Origin of the sequence: Pseudopedobacter sp. (assembly GCF_040392825.1) — a bacterium.
Lineage (GTDB): Bacteria > Bacteroidota > Bacteroidia > Sphingobacteriales > Sphingobacteriaceae > Pseudopedobacter.
The window spans coordinates 1-4,728 of the sequence record NZ_JBEBVH010000287.1 but is presented as its reverse complement, the minus strand read 5'-3'; the positions used below and the strand labels follow the sequence as shown (position 1 = coordinate 4,728).

General features: G+C 36.5%; 4 protein-coding genes. All 4 read right to left on the bottom strand.

From position 1 onward, the window contains the following. Positions 1 to 48: 48 nt before the first annotated feature. On the bottom strand, positions 49 to 903 hold the full coding sequence (locus ABWO41_RS15565; protein WP_353140024.1) for an AMP nucleosidase: 855 nt from the start codon (positions 901 to 903) through the stop codon (positions 49 to 51). 151 nt (positions 904 to 1,054) lie between these two features. Continuing rightward, positions 1,055 to 2,296 carry an ATP-dependent Clp protease ATP-binding subunit ClpX gene (clpX, locus tag ABWO41_RS15560; RefSeq protein ID WP_353140022.1) on the bottom strand — a complete coding sequence of 414 codons (1,242 nt, stop codon included), beginning with the start codon at positions 2,294 to 2,296 and terminating at the stop codon, positions 1,055 to 1,057. Next, positions 2,289 to 2,996 (bottom strand): ATP-dependent Clp protease proteolytic subunit, encoded by a 708-nt coding sequence (locus tag ABWO41_RS15555; protein WP_353140020.1) that lies wholly within the window; start codon positions 2,994 to 2,996, stop codon positions 2,289 to 2,291. The genes clpX and ABWO41_RS15555 overlap by 8 nt, the downstream gene beginning before the upstream one ends. Positions 2,997 to 3,252: 256 nt before the next feature. Then, entirely contained in the window at positions 3,253 to 4,596 is a 1,344-nt protein-coding gene (gene tig / locus ABWO41_RS15550) for a trigger factor (protein ID WP_353140026.1), read from the bottom strand. Between the last annotated feature and the right edge of the window lie 132 nt (positions 4,597 to 4,728).

Below are 4,728 nucleotides of genomic sequence, written 5' to 3'. Positions count from 1 at the left end.
AACGCAAGCAGTGCGCTTCCTGATTATTACACCTTGTTATTTTTTCATTTAGAACTTCAAATGCTTTACTGTTAAGCCATTGGTTATTAACTGGCGTAAAGAATCAATTCCAATTCGTAAGTGCAACTCTACATAATCCTGAGATTGTCTGGATGCGTCCCCTTCCGAAGTTTTTACTCCTTCAGGCGTCATGGGCTGATCTGAAACCAGCAATAAAGCTCCTGTAGGAATACTATTGGCAAATCCAACAGTAAAAATAGTTGCAGTTTCCATATCTATTGCCATCGCCCTTAAGCTTTGTAAATACTTTTTAAAATCCTTATCATGCTCCCAAACGCGTCTGTTAGTAGTATATACTGTCCCTGTCCAGTAATCTTTAGAATGTTCGCGTATAGTAGTAGAAATAGCTTTCTGTAGCGCAAAAGCAGGTAAAGCAGGCACTTCTGCCGGCAGATAGTCACCCGACGTTCCTTCGCCCCTAATTGCAGCTATTGGCAAAATAAAATCGCCTATATTATTTTTTGTTTTTAAGCCACCACATTTTCCCAGAAACAATACTGCCTTAGGCTTAATAGCGGTAAGCAAGTCCATAATAGTGGCTGCCAATGGACTTCCCATCCCAAAGTTAATAATGGTAATTCCGTTAGCTGTAACGCTTTGCATAGGCTTATCTAATCCATAAATAGGTGCGCCATCATTCCACTCAGAAAACAATTGTAAATATTTAGAGAAATTAGTCAGTATAATATACTCACTAAATTCTTTAAGCGGCTTACCAGTATATCTGGGTAGCCAGTTATTCACAATATCCGTTTTTGTTTTTAATCCCTTTTTTATTGGGGTATTCACTTCCTTATCCGGAGTTTTTACCGCAGCTCTTTTTACATTTTTTTCTTCGTTCATATTGGCAGCGTTTTAGTTAAAATAAAGTTACTAAGATTAGATAACAGCAGCGTACACAAAAAACACAGAAGCATACTTTTATTCCTTTAAACTTGTGCCTTTATGGTGGTTTATACAAAAACGCCCCGGTTTATTAACCGAGGCGTATATCTTAAGCAACTTTTAGTTTTTTCAGATCAGACTTTTCAAATTTTTCTTTTGCGTAATCCAGATCTATAAGCAGTTTCTTCGATTTCTGCTTCTGAGATGGTATCTCAAACATCGCATCTATCATTATTGCTTCACAGATTGATCTTAGCCCCCTTGCACCCAATTTGAATTCCAAAGCTTTATCAACTATAAATTCGTATACTTCTTTTGTAAAATCAAGCTCTATATCTTCAAATTCGAACAATTTTTGATATTGCTTAATTAAAGAGTTTTTAGGTTCGGTAAGGATGTTTAAAAGCGTTTCTCTATCCAGCGGATTTAAATAAGTTAATACAGGTACACGACCAATAAGCTCAGGAATAAGACCAAAAGATTTCAAATCCTGTGGAGTGATATACTTATACAGATTCGACAAATCTATTTCTTCATTTTCCTTTGCGAACTTATATCCTACAGTCTGAGTTCTTAATCTGTTAGCGATTTTCTTATCGATACCATCAAATGCACCTCCACAAATAAAGAGGATATTATTGGTATTAACCGGAATCATTTTCTGGTCTGGATGTTTTCTTCCTCCCTGTGGTGGAACGTTCACTATGGTACCTTCTAAAATTTTTAGTAAAGCCTGCTGAACGCCTTCTCCCGAAACATCTCTTGTTATTGACGGGTTATCACTCTTACGGGCAACTTTATCCACCTCGTCTATATAAACAATACCTCTTTCCGCAGCAGCAACATCATAATCTGCAGCTTGCAGCAATCTTGTCAGAATACTTTCTACATCTTCGCCTACATAACCAGCCTCGGTAAGTACGGTGGCGTCACAAATACAGAAAGGTACATTCAGGATTTTTGCTATGGTTTTGGCCAGTAAAGTTTTACCCGTACCGGTTTCTCCAACCATCATGATATTAGATTTCTCTATCTCAACCTCGTCTTTGCCAACCTTTTGGTTCAAACGCTTATAGTGGTTATAAACCGCCACAGAAAGCACCTTTTTAGCACTGTCCTGTCCTATTACATATTGATCCAAGTGTTTTTTTATTTCTATAGGCTTTAGCAAGGTAAGCGTTGCCTGTACGCTTTTATTTTTTCTTGAAGAAAACTCTTCCAATAAAATATCATTGGCCTGGGCAACACATTTATCACAAATATGTGCATCCAAACCAGCAATAAGCATTAAAGAGTCTTGCTTGCTTGCCCCACAAAAAGAACACCTAATATCTTTTTCTTTCTTATTCATTTGTTTTATTCGCGTTTACTCCCAAAATCTCATCAACCATACCGTAGTGTTTAGCTTCTTCTGCCTTCATCCAGTAATCTCTGTCTGAAGACTTTTCTACCCACTCGTAAGACTGACCAGAATGTTTAGAGATAATGTTATAAAGCTCCTGCTTTAATTTCAGCATCTCCCTTAAATTAATCTCCATATCTGCAGCTACCCCTTGCGCTCCACCAGATGGCTGGTGAATCATGATTCTTGAATGAGGTAAGGCTGCTCTTTTTCCTTTTGCTCCGGCGCACATTAATACCGCTCCCATAGAAGCTGCCATACCTGTACAAATCGTTGCAACCTCTGGTGATATGAATTGCATGGTATCATAAATACCTAAACCGGCATAGACCGAACCACCCGGAGAATTGATATAAATCTGGATATCTCTTTTTGCATCTGTAGATTGCAAAAACAATAACTGAGCCTGAATAATGTTAGCGTTCTGATCGTAAATAGCATCACCCAGAAAAATGATTCTATCCATCATTAAACGTGAGAAAACATCCATTTGCGCTACGTTCAATTGCCTTTCCTCAATAATGTACGGTGTCATTGATGTAGGAACATGCAAGCCCTGTACATTGTTGATATATTTATCTACATGCATTCCACCAATTCTATGGTGTTTTACAGCGTATTTTCTGAATTCGTTTTTATCTATCTTCATAGTCTTAAATAAATCGTTTTTCTAATATAACCAAACTTAGAGTAGGTACAATATATGACTTTCTCTGTTTTTTAAACAGCTTCGATGTTCAATATTATGTAATATTTTTTTAAGCGTAAAACTTATGGTCTTCTAAAAATATAAAGGACTAATGACAGAGACCTAATAAGCTATATAACAGCAGTTTTTAATTTTGGTTGTTAAAAAAACAAAAAGCAGCCCTAAAGCTGCTTTTAATAATATTTACGAAAATCTATTATTTTTCCAATTCCTGGAATTTGCTATAATCAATAGCCTTCTTGTCCAGAGTGACAATAGATTTCAAATGATCAAAAACTTTTTGAGCTCTTACTTCATCAAAAATACGATTTGCATTTTCTTTTTCCTGTAAAAACTGCACTGCGTATTGACTCAATTGCTCTTCGGTTAAAGCCTGAGGGCTATACATTCTGAACTGCGCGTCTAGACGTTGTTTAGCCGCTTCTAATACTTCTTCGTATTTAATTTCTAAGTTATTGTCTTTTACGATTTTGTTTTCTACTAAAGTCCACTTCAGGTTTTTAGCAAAATCTTCGTAACCTTTGTCCAGCTCTTCGTCTGTAAGTTCTTTATTAACAACTTTCAACCATCTTTTCAGAAATTCATCTGGAAGTGCAATTTTCGACGTTTTTTCTGAACCGTACTGGTAGATATCAGCAGCTAATTTACGATCAGCATCCTGAACAACCATAGACCCAACTTCTTCTTTAATTTTAGCTTTGAACTCGTCTTCCGTTTTTACTGCATCTGCACCAAAAAGCTTATCATAGAATTCCTGAGTCAAATCTGCCTCTTCTAACCTGTTTATGTTTTTAACAGTAATTTTGAATTTTCCTTTCGGAGAAGCTGTTCCTTCCTCTAATTTCAGGATTCTTCTTAATTGCTCATCATCGTTAATAGCTTTTACTAAATCAAAAGACTCAACAACATCTCCTTTTTTAAGGCCAATTAATTTCTTTTGAGCTTTATCTTCTACAACTTCCAATCTTAATGAAGTAGTGGTCTTTACGCCATCTTCTTTTTCAGAACCGTCGCTGCTTAACTCAGCAAAATCACCAAAAATTACATCTCCCGCTTCTACAACCTCAGGATTTGTCATTTTTCCGTAGCTTCTTCTAATATTTTTGATTCTGGAATCAAGCGTCTCGTCATCTACTTTAATATCATAAGATACCAATTTATCTTTTGAACTGAATTCCACGTTAATTTCCGGAGCCAGACCCAATTCGTAATTAAAAACAAACTCATCGTTAAAGTCCCAATTGAAAGCAGTATCATCTTCTTTTGGAAGTGGTTGACCTAAAATCTGTAAGTTGTTTTCCTGAATGTAGTTATTTACAGACTCTGAAAGCAGATTATTAATTTCATCAACAAGAATACTTTTTCCGTACATTTTTTTAATATGCGCAGGAGGAACCATACCTGGACGGAAACCTGGTAATTTAGCTTTCTTTGCTTGGTCTTTAATTGCTTTCTCTACTTTCGCCTGATAATCTTCAGGAGAAATCTTTACTGTTACAATTGCGTTAAGATCGCTGATCTTTTCCTGTGTAATATTCATTTGTGATGATTTTATTATCTTAAATAAATGCCATAAAACAAAACCCGCCACCCAATTGGGTAGCGGGTTTGCCTTTTGGTGCGGAAGAAGGGACTCGAACCCCCACGCCTCGCGGCGCCAGATCCTAAGTCT